Source organism: Klebsiella sp. ME-303 (genome assembly GCF_007910085.1).
Lineage (GTDB): Bacteria > Pseudomonadota > Gammaproteobacteria > Enterobacterales > Enterobacteriaceae > Klebsiella > Klebsiella michiganensis.
The window spans coordinates 24,067-40,714 of the sequence record NZ_VOJB01000078.1 but is presented as its reverse complement, the minus strand read 5'-3'; the positions used below and the strand labels follow the sequence as shown (position 1 = coordinate 40,714).

Sequence of the window (16,648 nt, the reverse complement as noted above, 5' to 3'; positions counted from 1 at the left end):
GTTGGAGGAAAATACTTACACCTTACGTAATGTATTGAATCAACCATCCCGGAAAAACGTACTCGCGAGCGGCTTGTCGGAAGGATAATGAAATTGAATTTGAGCGCCGCGTTTATCAGAAGAAAGCATAGGGAAACGCCGTTTAAATCAGGGGTGAGTTCGGTTAAACCCGGCGACTTACGCCGCCGGGAACGCCATTACTTCATTGCTCCCTCAAGGATAAGTTTGTCATTTTCTCCGCTGGTAATGCTCTGCTGATGAAGGCTGTCAGCGAGCGTCACGTCATTGACGGCGAAAAAAGCCCAGGCCTGCGGCGTATTGGCGAACGTCACCTCATCAAACTGACTGTCGTGCAGGAAGGAGATACTGGTCGCTTTGGTATTACGGAAGCTGACGTTGGAAAAACGCAGATTCTGGTGATAGGCATCGCGAGAATAGGTCAGCCCAAATGATTCTGCCATTTCGGCTACCGTCATGCCGTCAATCAGGATGCTGTGCTTAGCCGAAGTACCATCGACGGTGACGTCCTGCACCTGAACGTCGCGGAACTGAGCGGGCTCGTCGGCAGGGGTCGTATCATTCACGTCGGCGCTGTATTTGATAGTAAAAACGAACGGCTCTTTGGCGATATCTTTCATCGCATTATGACGGAACAACACATCCCGCACCCCACCGCCATAGTAGGGGCGGCTTTTCATGCGCAGGCCGACATCGGTCATATACATGACGTTATCCTCGGCGCGGACGTTTTCGATCCACGCGCCGGTGTGGCTACCGGTCACCACGGCGCCGTGGCCTTTGCGGAAATAGTTATTAAAGATCCACGCCCCGCTTTGCGGCTGTTGATGAAACGTTTTCGCGCCTTTACCAAACCCGGCGGCGAAATTGACGCAATCATCTCCGGTATCGAAGAAGTTGTTGAAAACCAGCGCATTCTGGCTATTGCCGAACTCGACGCCGTCGGCGTTATTGCCGTCAAAGGTCTGGTGGACCAGGCCATTGAGGGTGATATTTTTTGACTCCAGCACCATCACGCCGTGAAAGGCGGGGTTGCGGATCGTCAGCCCGGCAAGATAGAGGTTCTGCACGCCGCGCAGGGTCATCAGGCTGGAGCGGCGATTTTTATAGGCGCTATTGCTTTCGATGCCTTCCGCAATAGCCGCTTCGGTCTGATGCTTTGCCAGAATGCCGTCCGCGCTGACTTTTGCCGCATTGCTGGCCCGGTATTGCGGCAGCGCGTTCCCCATTTCGTCGATGATGGTGGCCTCGCCGCCGCTTTTGACGCCCCGGGTCCAGCCGTTGCCGTCAATCGTGCCTTGACCGACGATGCGAATATTGCGAAACGTCCCGGCCGGAGACTCGCCCTTATCGTCCGCTTCCAGCACGTTAATTAATGACGGCGGGCGGCGGGGCTGCGGATGGTCGCTGTAGGGATAGAGGTAATAGCCTTTTTCCAGCGGGTACTGGGCCGGATCGTCTGAACCCAGCAGAGTGGCGCCAGCGGCAATCTCCAGGGTCATATCGCTGTGCAGGAACAGCGCGCCGGTTTTGAATTCGCCGTCGGAAATCACCACCTTACAGCCCTGAGGATAGTGCGCGACGGTGCAGCTATCGATCGCCTGCTGCAGCGCCTGGGTATTCAGCGTGGTGCCGTCACCCTTCGCGCCGAACGTGCTGGCTTCGATGATGTGCGGCGTTTTGCTGGTCCGCGCTTTAATCACCGCGCTATCCGGCGACTCTTTGCCATTGGCGTAGACCGCGCGCACCGTAAATGCGTATTCCGTATCCGGCTCCAGGTGGGTGACCGTAAAGGTACGCAAGTCGATTGGCTGCTGCCAGCCGTCGCTGGCGACCCGCTGATAGAAGTTATCAATATAGGGTTTGGCCGGTGAAAAATGGTTTTGATTTTCGCGCGCCAGACCCAGCCGCTCGCCCTGACGGTAAATCGCGTAGTCCACCACCTGCTGCGTCTCTGATTCCGGTTTTTCCCAAACCAGCACCAGGCTATTTTCATCGGCAGAAAGCGCGGGAACGAAGACATTCTGCGGCGCGGAGGCGGGCGCATCCTGCTGATTGTCGCGGGGGCCGCCGCTGTCATTACAGCCGCCCGCGAGGCCAGCCAGCGCGATAGCCAGCGCCAGCATACTGCGTGAAGGTCCAAAGGTATTGCGCATAAATTTCCCTTAATGTCATATCGCCTGTAAAAAACAAAATACAAATTCATTTAAAATAAAATGACATTTTATATTTATGGCAAAAAATAAACGCGAGTCAGTTCAATCTTTCAGCAGGTGAAAAATAAAGCGTTGTTGGATAAGAAAAGGCGGCCAGGGCGTTAACCTCCGGCCCGCTTTCTCTTTACGGCGCGGAATATTGAATACGATAGCCATGCGAGGTCGGTACGATATGCGCAAATCCCGACCCGCCAAGGTGCATACCGGCAATCAGCAGGTTTTCGCTGACGGCCTGGGCGAGGATCGCTTCCCGCGTCGCTCTGGCCTGCGCGGGATCGCAATCAAAAGCAACGGCGGCGGCGGGTCGGGCGGTCTGAATATGCGGAAAATGGACGATGTCGCCCCAAATCAGCAGGCTTTGCGCCGCGGCGTCGATGCGAAACCCGCTATGGCCCGGCGTGTGCCCGGGTAGCCATAGCGGGCGGATACCCGCGACGGCCTCGCGCTCATCCAGAAAACCGAGGCTGCGGGAATAGGCGTCCAGGGCGCGGCGGGCGAGCGTGAAGTTGCGCTGCCCCCGCGCATTGGCCCGGTTTAGCATGGCGTCGTCCTGCCAGTACTCGGCTTCCAGAGGGTGCAGATAAAGACGGGCGTGGCGATAGCGCGGCGCGCCGTTGGCATCCAGCAGGCCGCCGATATGATCCGGGTGAGCGTGAGTCAGCAGGACAGTATCCACGTCGTCTGGCGCACTCCCCGCCGCTCGCAGACTGGTTTCCAGCACGCCGCTTCCCGTACCCGCGTCGACCAGAATCGTCCTTCCCCGACCGCGAATAAGATAGCCACTAATGTCGATATTGCCGGGGTCAATGACGCCCGCGCTGCGCTGAATGTCTGCGGCATCGTCGATATTAATACCCGACAGCAGCGCCAGGCCAGCGGCCATGCTGCCGTCGCTGAGGGGCGTCACCTGAAAATCGCCAATCTGGCGGGAGAGAAAAGCGGGTTTGTGCATATCAACCTCTTAGCGTGATGGGGGCTGTATTTCAGTCGGGCTTTGCAACTGACCGGCCATGGGCTCATACATCGAGACGTTTTCCCGTCCCGCCAGCAGCATGCCTTCCCGGCGCGGCAGAACGTACGCCACGCGCTGCGGCGGGTTGTTATCCAGCCCGGCGGCCGAAAGGTTTGTCGGCGGATATCCCAGTTCCGACTCAACGACGTCCAGCGGCTCGGGGCTCAGTAGCAAAACATCCCCCTCAGCGACGGCGGGAAAGACGCCGCCGTAGCGATACAGGTTTCGCCGCCAGTCGCGAATATGCGCCTGCCAGCGGGAAAAGCTGCCGCCGCCTTTCTGGCGATACGCTTCACTGGCGAGCGTATCGCCATGCTCGATGGTATGAATAGCAAGATAGACCGGGCAGCCGGAGGAGAGCGCCCTGAAGCGCTGCGAGGCGCGGAATCCGCTGACGGACACCAGCGCAGGCAGCTTGTCCTCGCTGTAAAACCTGTTCCAGCCGGCTTCGCTTTGCGGGTCGGCGTAGCTGCACTCAACGATATATAACATGGGCTGACCTCTGCATGATGGAATGATGTTATTGACGTTTGATCATGCTACGTTGGGCATTAAGCGCTATAAAACGATATTATTTCACCACTCAATGACATTTCATCATTGATAAACCTTCAGCAGAGGCGGCGTTCGTGCGAAAAAAACTCCCCAGCAGTACCTCGCTGCAGGCCTTTGAGGCTGCCGCCAGGCACGGTAACTTTGCCCGCGCGGCGGAAGAGCTGTCGCTTACCGAAGGCGCGATCAGCCGGCAAATCGCCCGCCTGGAATCGCTGTTAAACTGCAAGCTGTTTGAGCGGACTGGGAGCCGGGTGCGGCTGAACCCCAACGGCGCGCGCTATGCGCACCATGTCCGCGAGACGCTGGAGCGTCTTGAGCGAGATACGCAGTATCTGATGGGGGCTGCGGACGGCAGCCGAAGCCTGGAAATCGCCGCGCCGCCGACCTTTGCCAGCCGCTGGCTCATTCCCCGACTGGGGGATTTTCAGCGCCGGAATCTGGATATCACGCTGAATATCGCGGTCAGAACCGACCCGTTTATCCTCACCGGCAGCGGTTTTGACGCGGCGGTTCATTTCGAGCATCCCGCATGGGCAGGAATGCGCTTGCGGTTTCTGTTTGAAGAGAGACTGGTGCCGGTATGCCACGCCGGGCTACTTACGGCAGAAGATCTCGCCAGCCAGCTGAACGCGCTGCCGCGTATTCATCGACGGCAGAATCCTGACGCCTGGCAGCGCTATGCTGAAGAGTGCGGGATTGCGCTGGATAATCCGGCGCAGGGCGTGCGCTACGATCTGCATGAGATGGCGATAGCCGCCGCGCTGGCCGGGCAGGGCGTTGCGCTGGTACCGCACGTGTACGTTGAAAAAGCGCTCGAAAACGGGACGCTGGTTGCGCCCTGGCCGCAGGCCCGCAGCCTGAGCAAGCGCTTTTGCCTGGTGAAGCCGCTGGAAAACGGCGTCAACGAATCGGCGCTACAGGCGTTTGAACAGTGGTTATTGGCGCAATAAGGCCCGGTCGCGGGCCGTAGACGCGTTAAGCGCAGCCTCAGGCGTGGGATAAAAGCGGGAACATCAGCTTATTCTCTTTGAAGATATTTTCTTTTTGTCCGTAGATAAACAGAATATCTTCGCCTTCGATTTTTTCATACTCGCCGGTCCGATTCTCTTTGGGGGTAAAGCCGAGGATAGCCTGGTACGTATTTTCATCGGCGAGCTCGTTAATAATGGCCGACAGGGAACGTCCGCTGTCGCAGAAAATATCAAAACAGATCAGCGCCGGACCGTTTTGCATCGCAATCGCGATGGCCTGGTTTTTGTCGGAATAATAGACGAAGTGCTTCATAAAGGCGGAGCAGTAGAACATCAATAAACCGAAGTTATCCTCTACCCGCAGCTGTGAAAACGGATTCGATTTTTGATAGTACCGCTGTAATCGCGCAACCTCTTCCGGCTGGTCCATATCGAGCTTGCGGAAGTCGCCCGCTGCCGGTACCACCGGCATAATATATTGATATTCGGCGGTGCGCTCGAAGCCAAATTTCGGATAAAAATCAACGGTTGTCGGGTTAGCAAACAGGAAAAAGGCGTCGGCCTTATCCTGCCAGTCCGTCAGAATCTCCCTGACGAGCTGCCCGGCCAGGCCCTTATCACGATGATCGATATCGGTCATCACGGTGCCGATTTGAATATAGCGGCGGGGTTCGCCCTGCCAGATCAGATCGATAATATTGGCGGAGGCGTTAGCAATCACTTTATTGTTGCTCACCAGGGCGTAGGGAATATAGGCGTCGGTCCAGTACCCTTTGCGGTACCACTCTTTAAAGGAGAGATCGAAGGTTTTAATCGCCAGGTCAATGAAGCTATTTCTTAACACGTCATTGTGCACAATTTGCTTATCTAATTTGTAGTTCATCGTCGACATTCCTTACGCTGCGGGTGAGGCACTGTTTTCGGCCATCTGTTCGGCGGTCCGATCTCTGTCGGGCGAGCTAAAAATAGCATATCCCCACGGATGGGCGACGATTGTCGCGCCTAAGCTTTGCTCAGGTCACACATTCGGGGAAAATAGGGCTAAAAATGGCGCACTTTTGTCGCCCAGGGAACATCGCCCTCAGGCAAAAGACGCCTTTAGCAAATGAAAGTTTGCCAGTCATCAAAAACGAAGAGGAATATATTGCGTTCATGGTCATGACCCCTATCATTAATAGGTAGGGTAAATGTGGTATCATCGCGCCTTTCCCTTTTCGTCCTGGGGCTCTTTTTTATGCAACAACCTGTTGTTCGCGTTGGAGAATGGCTGGTTACTCCCTCTGTTAACCAAATTAGCCGCAAGGGGCGTCAGCTAACTCTCGAACCGCGCTTAATCGATCTTCTGGTTTTCTTTGCCCGTCATCCCGGCGAAGTACTCAGTCGGGATGAGCTCATCGATAATGTCTGGACCCGCAACGTTGTCACCAGTCACGTCGTCACGCAAAGCGTTTCCGAGCTACGTAAGTCGCTGAAAGATGGCGACGATGGCAGCCTTGAATATATCGCTACCGTACCCAAACGCGGCTATAAGCTGACGGTGCCGGTGATCTGGTGTACCGAAGAGGGGGAGGAGCCGACGCCGGTTATCCCCGCAGAAACGCAGACGGTCGGGTTTGACGCGCCGTTGACCTCCCCGCAGCCCGATGCGGCTGCGCCAGACAGCACAGCGGTGGCGAAGCCGGAAAAACGCAAGCGGCTGAGCACGTTTATCGTCTGGGGTCTGTTCCTGCTGGCCCTCGCGAGCTGCGTGGCGCTGGTGGCCCTGTCAACCCTGCAGTCGCGCCCGCCGGTCACGAAAACCCGGCTGCTGCTTAACCCGCGTGATGTCGATATTCACCTGCTCAGCGGCAACACCTGCAACAACTGGTCATCGCAGCACTCCTATGCCATCGGGCTGGGGAGCCTGATTACCACCTCGCTGAACACCTTCTCCACCTTTATGGTGCACGACAAAACCAACTACAACATCAATGAGCCTAGCAGTTCCGGTAAAACCCTGACCATTGAGTTCGTCAACCAGCGGCACTATCGCGCACAGCAGTGCTTCATGTCGGTGAAGGTGGTGGATAACGCCGACGGCTCGACCATGATGGATAAGCGTTACTTTGTCACCAGCGACAATCAGCTTTCGATTCAGAACGACCTGCTGAGCAGCCTCTCTGAGGCGCTGAAGCAGCCGTGGCCGGCGCGGATGCAGGAGATGTTAAAGCAGTATCAGCCGTCGCAAAGTATCGCGCTTACCCATTTCTATCAGGCGCATCAGCTATTAATGAACGGAGACGTTGATTCGCTGGGCAAAGCCAGTAGCCTGCTTGCCGACGTGAATAAGCAGTCGCCGGACTTTACCTATGCGTGGGCGGAAAAGGCGCTGGTTGACGTATTGCGCCATTCTCAGCAGCCGCTGGATGAGAAACAGCTCGCCGATCTGTACAGCGAAATAACCCGGGTGGGTAATATGCCGGGGATTAAAGATATGGCAATATTTTATCAGATTAAAACGGTGGATATGCTGGGCAAAGGAAAAGTGGATGAAGCCTATGACGCGATTAATGCCGGGATTGATCTGGAAATGTCGTGGATGAATTACGTGCTGCTGGGCAAAGTCTACGAAATGAAAGGGCAGAACCGGGAAGCTGCCGATGCCTACCTGACGGCGTTTAATTTACGCCCGGGTGAGAATACATTTTACTGGATTGAAAACGCCGTATTCCAGACCTCCGTGACCCGCGTGGTTCCGTATCTCGATAACTTCCTCGCTTCAGAATAAGTAAACCCTCATCATGGTCATGGTTTTGGCCGTGGTGAGGTTAAAATTATGTTTCTCATGAGCCACCGGGTTGTTATTTTTTATAACCTCTCCGGTTCCGCATGTAACACTTTTTCAACATGAAGTTGACCTCATAACCCAATGAAAAACATCTAAATTTACCTTTTCCTGATATCAACATGTCATCCTGATATGTTGCGCGAAAAAGGTCAAAATATCATTTGTCTGATGTTTGCAGTTATTTCACTTTATCTTTAGGACTTATCTCGTACTAATCCGTAATCTTGTTGGCAGTTGGTCGGGTCAATAAAAGGTTCATCATCATGATCTGTACCTCCCAAATAAACTTAGGAGAAAAGCAAACATGAGTTCTGCCAAGAAGATCGGGCTATTTGCCTGTACCGGCGTAGTCGCCGGTAATATGATGGGGAGCGGTATTGCATTATTACCTGCAAACCTCGCTAGCATCGGTGGTATTGCCATCTGGGGTTGGGTGATTTCTATTATTGGCGCGATGTCTCTGGCTTATGTTTATGCCCGGCTGGCGACCAAGAATCCGCAGCAGGGTGGCCCAATTGCCTACGCCGGTGAAATATCCCCAGCGTTCGGTTTCCAGACCGGCGTGCTTTATTATCACGCCAACTGGATCGGTAACCTGGCAATCGGTATTACCGCCGTCTCTTATTTATCAACATTCTTCCCAATTTTAAATAACCCGGTGCCGGCAGGTATTGCCTGTATCGCCATCGTATGGATATTCACCTTCGTGAATATGCTCGGCGGGACCTGGGTGAGCCGCCTGACAACAATTGGCCTGGTACTGGTACTTATTCCGGTGGTCATGACCGCGGTGGTCGGCTGGCACTGGTTTGATGCCGCAACCTATCAGGCAAACTGGAACACCTCCAGCACCACTGACAGCCACGCGGTAATCAAAAGTATCCTGCTCTGCCTGTGGGCCTTTGTCGGGGTAGAATCTGCCGCCGTGAGTACCGGGATGGTGAAAAACCCGAAACGCACCGTGCCGCTGGCCACCATGCTGGGCACCGCGATGGCCGGTATCGTCTACATCGCCGCGACCCAGGTGATTGCGGGTATGTATCCTGCCTCTCAGATGGCCGCATCCGGTGCGCCGTTTGCAGTGAGCGCCTCCACCATTCTCGGCGGCTGGGCTGCGCCGATGGTTTCCGCCTTCACCGCCTTTGCCTGCCTGACTTCGCTGGGCTCGTGGATGATGCTGGTGGGTCAGGCCGGCGTACGTGCCGCCAATGACGGTAACTTCCCGAAAGTGTATGGCGAACTCGACAGCAACGGTATTCCGAAAAAAGGCCTGCTGCTGGCCGCGGTGAAAATGACCGCGCTGATGGTGCTGATTACCCTGATGAACTCTACCGGCGGCAAAGCGTCTGACCTGTTCGGTGAGCTGACCGGTATCGCGGTACTGCTGACCATGCTGCCTTACTTCTACTCCTGCGTTGACCTGATTCGCTTCGAAGGCATCAATGTACGCAACTTCGTCAGCCTGATTTGCTCCGTACTCGGCTGCGCGTTCTGCTTCATCGCCCTGATGGGGGCAAGCTCCTTCGAACTGGCCGGTACCTTTATCGTCAGCCTGATTATCCTGATGTTCTACGGTCGCAAAATGCACCAGCGCCAGAACAACGACAACTCCGCTGATAGCAGCACCGCCAGCGCGCATTAATCAGCAACCCTATTCCTGAGGCTCCTTCCATCACCTGTCACGACGTGGCGGGAGGGGCTTTCTTTATCTGGAGATTTGACTATGAACGTTATCGCAATCATGAATCACATGGGTGTCTACTTCAAAGAAGAACCCATCCGTGAACTGCATCGCGCCCTCGAACGCCTGGACTTCCGTATTGTCTACCCGAACGACCGTGAAGACTTATTAAAACTTATCGAAAACAATGCGCGTCTGTGCGGCGTGATCTTCGACTGGGATAAATATAATCTCGAACTGTGCGAAGACATCAGCAAAATGAACGAATACATGCCGCTGTACGCCTTTGCGAACACTTACTCAACGCTGGACGTGAGCCTCAACGATCTGCGGATGCAGGTTCGCTTCTTCGAATATGCGCTGGGCGCAGCGGAAGACATTGCCAACAAAATCAAACAGAATACCGACGAGTATATCGACACCATTCTGCCGCCGCTGACCAAAGCGCTGTTTAAATACGTGCGTGAAGGCAAATACACCTTCTGTACCCCAGGCCATATGGGCGGTACCGCGTTCCAGAAAAGCCCAGTCGGCAGCATCTTCTACGATTTCTTTGGTTCCAATACCATGAAATCCGATATCTCGATTTCGGTTTCTGAACTCGGTTCTCTGCTGGACCACAGCGGCCCGCACAAAGAAGCGGAAGAGTACATCGCCCGCGTCTTCAACGCGGAACGCAGCTACATGGTGACCAACGGGACCTCTACCGCCAACAAAATTGTCGGCATGTATTCCGCCCCGGCCGGTAGCACCGTGCTGATTGACCGTAACTGCCATAAATCGCTGACCCATCTGATGATGATGAGCGACATTACGCCAATCTACTTCCGCCCGACCCGCAACGCCTACGGTATCCTCGGCGGTATCCCGCAGAGCGAATTCCAGCATGCGACCATCGCGAAGCGCGTGAAAGAAACCCCGAACGCGACCTGGCCGGTGCACGCGGTTATCACCAACTCCACCTATGACGGTCTGCTGTACAACACGGACTACATCAAGAAAACCCTGGATGTGAAATCCATCCACTTTGACTCCGCGTGGGTGCCTTACACCAACTTCTCGCCGATTTATGAAGGCAAATGCGGGATGAGCGGCGGCCGCGTCGAAGGGAAAGTGATTTACGAAACCCAGTCCACGCACAAACTGCTGGCGGCGTTCTCTCAGGCCTCGATGATTCACGTTAAAGGCGACGTGAACGAAGAGACCTTTAACGAAGCCTACATGATGCACACCACCACTTCTCCGCACTACGGCGTGGTGGCCTCGACGGAAACCGCGGCGGCGATGATGAAAGGCAACGCCGGTAAGCGCCTGATTGACGGCTCTATCGAACGTTCAATCAAGTTCCGTAAAGAGATCAAACGTCTGAAAGGCGAGTCCGACGGCTGGTTCTTCGACGTCTGGCAGCCGGAACATATCGATGGCGCTGAATGCTGGCCGCTGCGCTCCGACAGCGCGTGGCACGGCTTCAAAAACATCGATAACGAGCACATGTATCTCGACCCGATTAAAGTCACGCTGCTGACTCCGGGGATGAAGAAAGACGGCACCATGGATGAGTTCGGTATTCCGGCGAGCATCGTGGCGAAGTATCTCGACGAGCACGGTATCGTGGTCGAAAAAACCGGTCCGTACAACCTGCTGTTCCTGTTCAGTATCGGTATCGACAAAACCAAAGCGCTGAGCCTGCTGCGTGCGCTGACCGATTTCAAACGCGCGTTCGACCTGAACCTGCGGGTGAAAAACATGCTGCCGTCGCTGTATCGTGAAGATCCGGAATTCTACGAAAACATGCGCGTTCAGGAACTGGCGCAGAACATTCATAAACTGATTGAGCACCACAACCTGCCGGATCTGATGTTCCGCGCGTTCGAAGTGCTGCCGACCATGATGATCACGCCGTACGCCGCGTTCCAGAAAGAGCTGCACGGTCAGACCGAAGAGGTGTATCTCGAAGAGATGGTGGGCCGCGTCAACGCCAATATGATCCTGCCGTATCCTCCGGGAGTGCCGCTGGTGATGCCGGGTGAAATGATCACCGAAGAGAGCCGTCCGGTGCTGGAGTTCCTGCAGATGCTGTGCGAAATCGGCGCCCACTATCCGGGCTTCGAAACCGATATCCACGGCGCCTATCGTCAGGCGGATGGTCGTTACACCGTTAAAGTGCTGAAAGAAGAAAATAACAAATAATCGATGCACAACAGGGAAGTGGCTTGCCACTTCCCTTTTTCACGCTGCAAGGAGAACACATGAAAACACCCTCACAGCCGCGCGCGATTTATTACATCGTTGCGATCCAAATCTGGGAATATTTCAGCTTTTACGGCATGCGTGCCTTACTCATCCTCTACCTCACCCATCAGCTCGGCTTTGATGACAGCCACGCTATCAGCCTGTTCAGCGCTTACGCTTCCCTCGTGTACGTCACTCCTATTCTCGGCGGCTGGCTTGCCGACCGCCTGCTCGGCAACCGCACGGCGGTGATTGCCGGCGCGCTGTTAATGACGCTTGGCCACGTGGTGCTGGGCGTGGAATCCGATTCCACCTGGAGCCTGTACCTCGCGCTGGCGATCATTATCTGCGGCTACGGCTTGTTCAAATCCAACATCAGCTGCCTGCTGGGCGAGCTCTACGCCGTTGACGACCCTCGCCGCGACGGCGGTTTTTCGCTGCTGTACGCCGCCGGTAACGTCGGCTCCATCGCCGCGCCTATCGCCTGCGGGCTGGCGGCGCAGTGGTACGGCTGGCATATCGGCTTTGCGCTGGCGGGAATCGGCATGTTTGTCGGCCTGATGATTTTCCTCAGCGGTAGCCGCTACTTCCGCCACGCGCGCGGCGTCGATAAACAGGCGCTGCGGGCGGTAAAGTTTGTGCTGCCGACCTGGGGCTGGCTGGTGGTGATGCTCTGCGTTGCGCCGGTGTTTTTCACGCTGCTGCTGGAGAATAACTGGTCCGGCTATCTGCTGGCGATCGTGTGCGTGTTCGCCGCCCAGATGGTGGCGCGCATTATGGTCAAATCGCCGGAGCATCGCCGCGCGCTGTGGCAAATCGTTCTGCTGATGCTGACCGGGACTCTGTTCTGGGTTCTGGCGCAGCAGGGCGGGAGTTCAATCAGCCTGTTCATTGACCACTTTGTTAACCGTCGCCTGCTGAATATTGAGGTGCCGACCGCGCTGTTCCAGTCGGTTAACGCCGTGGCGGTGATGGCGGCGGGCGTCGTGCTGGCGTGGCTGATGCGGCCGGAAGGCGCGACCCGCTCGGCGCTGCGCGTGTGGCTGAAGTTCGCCTTTGGCCTGGTGCTGATGGGCTGCGGCTTTATGCTGCTGGCGCTTAACGCGCGCCACGGCGCGGCGGAAGGGCAGGCATCAATGGGCATGATGGTGGCCGGCCTGGCGCTGATGGGCTTTGCCGAACTGTTTATCGACCCGGTAGCGATGGCGCAGATCACCCGCCTCAATATGCCCGGCGTCACCGGGGTACTGACCGGGATTTATATGCTGGCGACCGGCGCGGTAGCCAACTGGCTGGCGGGAGTGGTGGCGCAGCAGACCACCGAGTCGCAGATCAGCGATACGGCGATTGCCGCGTATCAGCACTTCTTTGCCCAGATGGGCGAATGGACGCTGGGCTGCGTGGCGGTGATTGTCGTCGTCGCCTTCGCCGCCGCGTTTAGCGTCGGCAAACGCCGCGCGGCCGCCGGTGAACTTCCCGGCGGCGGCGCCTAGCCCCGTCTGGCGACAGGTCCGGCTTACCGGGGCTACAAAATCGTGCTGCCTGGTAGCCCGGCTAAGGCGTTTACGCCGCGAGCCGGGGATCGGTAACCCCAACAGTGGAGCGACAAGCCGCTCCTTGCACCGTTTACTGAACAGGAGGAGGATATTCTGGCAGGCGCGGAAGCCGAAGATAAAAAACTGTTACTGAAGCGATGGCTGAGCGAAATCAGCCAGAATTGAAGCCAGGCTCCTTAAGATTGTTCTTTGGCGTCGACGCCGGAACAGGCCGCGCTGGAGAGTGGCCTGGTTCAATTATCGAAGCAAGTTTGCAAGCAGGGTTATGAGGAACCAACATGTCTGAACAACAAGCACAAGGTGCCGATGAGGCAATTGACCTTAATAATGAACTGAAAACCCGTCGTGAAAAACTGGCCGCGCTGCGCGAGCAGGGCGTGGCGTTCCCGAACGATTTTCGCCGTGACCACACTTCTGACCAGCTCCATGCGGAATTTGATGGTAAGGAAAACGACGAGCTCACCTCTCTGAACGTCGAGGTCGCCGTGGCTGGCCGCATGATGACCCGCCGGATTATGGGGAAAGCCTCTTTCGTCACCTTACAGGACGTCGGCGGCCGCATTCAGCTGTACGTCGCCCGCGACGATCTGGCGGAAGGCGTCTACAACGAACAGTTTAAGAAATGGGATCTTGGCGACATCATCGCCGCCCGCGGTAAGCTGTTTAAAACCCAGACCGGCGAACTCTCCATTCACTGCACCGAGCTGCGCCTGCTGACCAAGGCATTGCGCCCGCTGCCGGACAAGTTTCACGGCCTGCAGGATCAGGAGGCGCGCTATCGTCAGCGCTATCTGGATCTGATCTCCAACGAAGAGTCGCGCCACACCTTCAAGGTGCGTTCGCAGATCCTCGCCACCATGCGTCAGTTCATGGTCGCGCGCGGCTTTATGGAAGTCGAGACTCCGATGATGCAGGTGATCCCCGGCGGCGCCTCCGCGCGTCCGTTTATCACCCATCACAACGCGCTCGATCTGGATATGTATCTGCGCATCGCGCCGGAGCTGTATCTGAAACGGCTGGTGGTCGGCGGCTTCGAACGGGTGTTCGAAATCAACCGCAACTTCCGTAACGAAGGCATCTCCGTGCGCCACAACCCTGAGTTCACCATGATGGAACTCTATATGGCGTATGCGGATTACAAAGATCTGATCGAACTGACCGAATCTCTGTTCCGCACGCTGGCGCAGACCGTGCTGGGGAAAACCGAAGTCCCGTACGGCGACCAGGTGTTCGACTTCGGCAAGCCGTTTGAAAAACTGACCATGCGCGAAGCGATCAAGAAATACCGTCCGGAAACCGAGATGGCGGATCTGGATAACTTCGAGGCGGCAAAAGCGCTGGCGGAATCCATCGGTATTCACGTTGAGAAGAGCTGGGGGCTGGGGCGTATCGTCACCGAGATTTTCGACGAAGTAGCGGAAGCCCATCTGATCCAGCCAACCTTTATCACCGAGTATCCGGCGGAGGTTTCGCCGCTGGCGCGCCGTAACGACGTGAACCCGGAAATCACCGATCGTTTCGAGTTCTTTATCGGCGGGCGTGAAATCGGCAACGGCTTTAGCGAGCTGAACGACGCGGAAGACCAGGCCCAGCGTTTCCAGGATCAGGTCAACGCCAAAGCGGCGGGGGATGATGAAGCGATGTTCTACGACGAAGACTACGTCACCGCGCTGGAATATGGCCTGCCGCCGACGGCCGGTCTGGGCATCGGTATCGACCGCATGGTGATGCTGTTTACCAACAGCCATACCATTCGCGACGTGATTCTGTTCCCGGCAATGCGTCCGCAGAAGTAAATCCCGCTAAAACCAGGTCCCCTCGTTTCCCTGAACCGGGGGGCCCTTATTTCGACGTGTTTAATTCCGACGAGTAATAATTGCGAATCAGCTTACTCCGGACACCTTATGTGCTATAACAGCGCGCATAAAAAACATAAGGTGTTAATTAAATGAAAAAAATAAAATTAATTGTTGGTGGCGTGATCTGTGCAAGTTATTTATTTACGTCAGTGTTATCAATGGCAAGTGATAATATCAACAACCATACCGTTCATTTTGATAAAGGCAGCAACGGCACGATAATAAAAAGCACCGTGACCGGTGACGGCGTTAACGACTATACGCTGGAGGCGAAAGCGGGCCAGATGATGCATATCAATATGAACAGCCAGCGGCCGCATCCTTATTTCAATGTTATCGCTCCTGATAATAATTCGATTTTTAACGGTTCTCTGAGCGGTGATACCTTTGAACAACGTCTGATGAGCAGCGGTAAATATACGGTGCGGGTTTATCAGATGGGCGGCGCGCGCGATGAAAGGAAAACCAGCGCTTACGCGCTGACGTTTAAAATTACCGACTAATATTTGGCGGCTGTCTATTCAGGCTGTCCCGGAGGCGGCGCGCTGCGCCTGTCCGGGCTACCGGCCCGCAGACGGTGGTGAACCCGTAGCCCGGTCAGCGCAGCGCCACCGGGAAACAAAGCGCAGAGTGGCTGAATTTCCCGGAGGCGATGCTGCACATCTGTCCGGGCTACCGGCCCGCAGACGGCGGGGAACCCGTAGCCCGGTCAGCGCAGCGCCACCGGGGAAACAAAGCGCAGAGTGTTGCAGAACGGGCCTGTTCCCGGGTTAAAGCCCTTCGGTGACGATTTTTGCCGCCGCGGCTAACACCTCTTTGCGGCTTTTCGCATCCTGCTGCGGCTGGGTAAAATAGGTCACCAGCACCAGCGGGGCATGATTTTCCGGCCAGATCACCGCGATATCGTTGGTGGTGCCGTAATCTCCGGCGCCGGTTTTATCCCCGACCGCCCAGCTTGCGGGCAGGCCTGCGCGAATGCTTTGCCCGCCGGTGGTATTGCCTTTTAGCCACGTCACTAACTGGGCGCGCTGCTGTTCGCCCAGCGCATTGCCCAGCGTCAGCTTGCGCAGGCTTTCGGCCATCGCCAACGGGGTGGTGGTATCGCGCTTATCGCCGGGAATCGCGCTGTTCAGCGCCGGCTCCGTACGATCGAGACGAAAAGTGACATCCCCGATACTCTGGGCGAATGCGGTCACCTTTTCCGGTCCGCCAAGGTAGCTAATCATCTTATTCATCGCGGTATTGTCGCTGTACTGCAGCGCCGCCGCGCTGAGTTCCGCCAGGGTCATTCCGCTTTGCAGATGTTTTTCGGTGATCGGGCTCCAGACCACTAAATCCGATTTTTTAATCTCCAGCCTTTTATTCACCACCTCTGGATTGCTTTCGCTCTGTTTTAACACCGCGGCGGCGGCCATCACTTTACCGGTGCTGCACATGGCAAAACGTTCATCGCCGCGATAGAGGGTTTGCGAATCATCTGCCGTGTTAATCAGCGCTACGCCCAGCCGACCGCCGGAACGTTTTTCTAAATCAGCCAGCTTTTGCTGGATAGCATCGGCACTGGCCCATAATGAACCGCTCGCCAGCAGCAGCGGAACGGCGGCGGCGGCCATCAGGGCGGTTTTACGCCACGAACTTTTCAACATCTCAGACTCCTTGATAGTGATGAGCTGCCCGGACTATCCGCGACTCCCGCGCTTTTGACAAGCACTATGTCGATG

The 16,648-nt window shown here is 56.0% G+C and carries 12 protein-coding genes; 7 read left to right on the top strand and 5 right to left on the bottom strand.

Annotation, left to right across the window (positions count from 1 at the left end; genetic code table 11):
- Positions 1-197: 197 nt before the first annotated feature.
- The 3 genes from FQK12_RS14610 to FQK12_RS14600 all read right to left on the bottom strand — a co-directional run bounded on the left by FQK12_RS14610 (position 198) and on the right by FQK12_RS14600 (position 3,738).
- Positions 198-2,174: a glycosyl hydrolase family 28 protein gene (locus tag FQK12_RS14610; protein ID WP_014228239.1), complete on the bottom strand. Its 1,977-nt coding sequence runs from the start codon at positions 2,172-2,174 to the stop codon at positions 198-200.
- 184 nt (positions 2,175-2,358) lie between these two features.
- Positions 2,359-3,186: an MBL fold metallo-hydrolase gene (locus tag FQK12_RS14605; protein ID WP_014228240.1), complete on the bottom strand. Its 828-nt coding sequence runs from the start codon at positions 3,184-3,186 to the stop codon at positions 2,359-2,361.
- 9 nt (positions 3,187-3,195) lie between these two features.
- Complete coding sequence (locus tag FQK12_RS14600) at positions 3,196-3,738, bottom strand: hypothetical protein (protein ID WP_014228241.1); 543 nt, start codon at positions 3,736-3,738, stop codon at positions 3,196-3,198.
- A gap of 137 nt (positions 3,739-3,875) precedes the next feature.
- Between FQK12_RS14600 and FQK12_RS14595 the strand changes: the two genes are divergently transcribed.
- Positions 3,876-4,751: a LysR substrate-binding domain-containing protein gene (locus FQK12_RS14595; RefSeq protein WP_014228242.1), complete on the top strand. Its 876-nt coding sequence runs from the start codon at positions 3,876-3,878 to the stop codon at positions 4,749-4,751.
- A 37-nt stretch (positions 4,752-4,788) separates the two neighbouring features.
- Here FQK12_RS14595 and FQK12_RS14590 read toward each other — a convergent pair whose 3' ends face one another.
- A complete protein-coding gene (locus FQK12_RS14590) occupies positions 4,789-5,655 on the bottom strand; it encodes a GNAT family N-acetyltransferase (protein ID WP_014228243.1) in 867 nt (288 codons plus the stop codon).
- A 351-nt stretch (positions 5,656-6,006) separates the two neighbouring features.
- On the opposite strand from FQK12_RS14590, the gene cadC reads away from it, so the two are divergent.
- The 6 genes from cadC to FQK12_RS14550 all read left to right on the top strand — a co-directional run bounded on the left by cadC (position 6,007) and on the right by FQK12_RS14550 (position 15,430).
- Positions 6,007-7,539, top strand: a complete 1,533-nt coding sequence (gene cadC, locus FQK12_RS14585) for a lysine decarboxylation/transport transcriptional activator CadC (protein ID WP_014228244.1) — start codon at positions 6,007-6,009, stop codon at positions 7,537-7,539.
- 364 nt (positions 7,540-7,903) lie between these two features.
- Positions 7,904-9,241 (top strand): cadaverine/lysine antiporter, encoded by a 1,338-nt coding sequence (gene cadB, locus FQK12_RS14575; RefSeq protein ID WP_004848490.1) that lies wholly within the window; start codon positions 7,904-7,906, stop codon positions 9,239-9,241.
- Between the two features lie 81 nt (positions 9,242-9,322).
- On the top strand, positions 9,323-11,470 hold the full coding sequence (cadA, locus tag FQK12_RS14570) for a lysine decarboxylase CadA (protein ID WP_004848492.1): 2,148 nt from the start codon (positions 9,323-9,325) through the stop codon (positions 11,468-11,470).
- Positions 11,471-11,529: 59 nt separating this feature from the next.
- Positions 11,530-13,005 carry a dipeptide permease DtpD gene (gene dtpD / locus FQK12_RS14565; RefSeq protein WP_014228245.1) on the top strand — a complete coding sequence of 492 codons (1,476 nt, stop codon included), beginning with the start codon at positions 11,530-11,532 and terminating at the stop codon, positions 13,003-13,005.
- 341 nt (positions 13,006-13,346) lie between these two features.
- Complete coding sequence (lysS, locus tag FQK12_RS14555) at positions 13,347-14,864, top strand: lysine--tRNA ligase (RefSeq protein ID WP_004848495.1); 1,518 nt, start codon at positions 13,347-13,349, stop codon at positions 14,862-14,864.
- Positions 14,865-15,016: 152 nt separating this feature from the next.
- Positions 15,017-15,430 carry a hypothetical protein gene (locus FQK12_RS14550; RefSeq protein WP_014228246.1) on the top strand — a complete coding sequence of 138 codons (414 nt, stop codon included), beginning with the start codon at positions 15,017-15,019 and terminating at the stop codon, positions 15,428-15,430.
- A 267-nt stretch (positions 15,431-15,697) separates the two neighbouring features.
- On the opposite strand, the gene FQK12_RS14545 is transcribed toward FQK12_RS14550, so the two are convergent.
- Positions 15,698-16,573: an extended-spectrum class A beta-lactamase OXY-1-1 gene (locus FQK12_RS14545; protein WP_014228247.1), complete on the bottom strand. Its 876-nt coding sequence runs from the start codon at positions 16,571-16,573 to the stop codon at positions 15,698-15,700.
- Between the last annotated feature and the right edge of the window lie 75 nt (positions 16,574-16,648).